This is a genomic window from Priestia sp. KCTC 13724 (assembly GCF_056820425.1).
Window position 1 is genome coordinate 1 of the sequence record NZ_JBXDLD010000184.1, and the last position, 860, is coordinate 860.

The window sequence follows — 860 nt, forward strand, 5'->3', positions numbered from 1 at the left end:
AAAAGCTTCCAGGCAGCTGATGTTATCATTTTTTTAACTCCGAATTATAGGATAAGGCAATTTAGGATATTAAAAAGGTATATTGTTCAAAAAATAGGTATTGAATCTTCTAATTACAAGCCTACTTTGAAAATATTAAAGCAACTATTTCGATGGAATCTACAATTTGACAAAGAAACTAAACTTGAAATTCTTAATTTCTTACAGCCTTATAGTGAAAAAGTACTTTACATAAAAAATATTAAAGAGATAAACATAAATCGAATTTCTCGAAAATAATAAAATCATTTCTTGATTTTATTATTTAAAAAAGCTCCCTTTTTGGGGGCTTTTTTGTGTTTTTTCTTATCTTGATACTATATAGAAACAACTCTCATGGGAAAAAATAGCCTTGAGCCTTAGAGTTTCAAGGGATAGAACCTCTTTTTCTAGGTGGATAAAAAAAAGCCTCTATGGTATGATTTGATTGTCTAGAAAAAACCAAAACCATAGAGGGCTTTTTTATGCCTTCCTAAAAGAAAGGCGGGTTATTAAACTATGTACGACCATAATAGCATGGATACGCTAAAAGATACAACTAAAAATGGCAAAGAGAGAGATTGGAAGGGTAAAAAAAGTAGAACCCTTTTTGTTGCTGATCATTTTCAAGCAGGGAATTTACTGAAGAAGGCTGAAAGAATGTATGAGTGCGCAAACATCTTACGTTTTAAGAAACATGATGACAGGCTCAAACTCTATCAAGCTTATTTCTGTAAAGTGAGGTTCTGCCCAATGTGTGCATGGCGTCGAAGTCTCAAAATTGCATTTAACAATAAGAGAATCGTAGAAACAGTAAACGAAAGAAGAAAAGTTCATTGGCT

The 860-nt window shown here is 31.9% G+C and carries 1 protein-coding gene and 1 pseudogene; both read left to right on the top strand.

Going from position 1 to position 860, the window contains the following annotated elements; genetic code table 11:
• Nucleotides 1-279 (top strand): annotated as a pseudogene (locus AC1UFB_RS20245) (DNA topology modulation protein FlaR); the annotation flags it as partial.
• A 276-nt stretch (nucleotides 280-555) separates the two neighbouring features.
• On the top strand, nucleotides 556-860 hold a 305-nt coding region (locus tag AC1UFB_RS20250), incomplete at its 3' end, for a protein rep (RefSeq protein ID WP_482589945.1).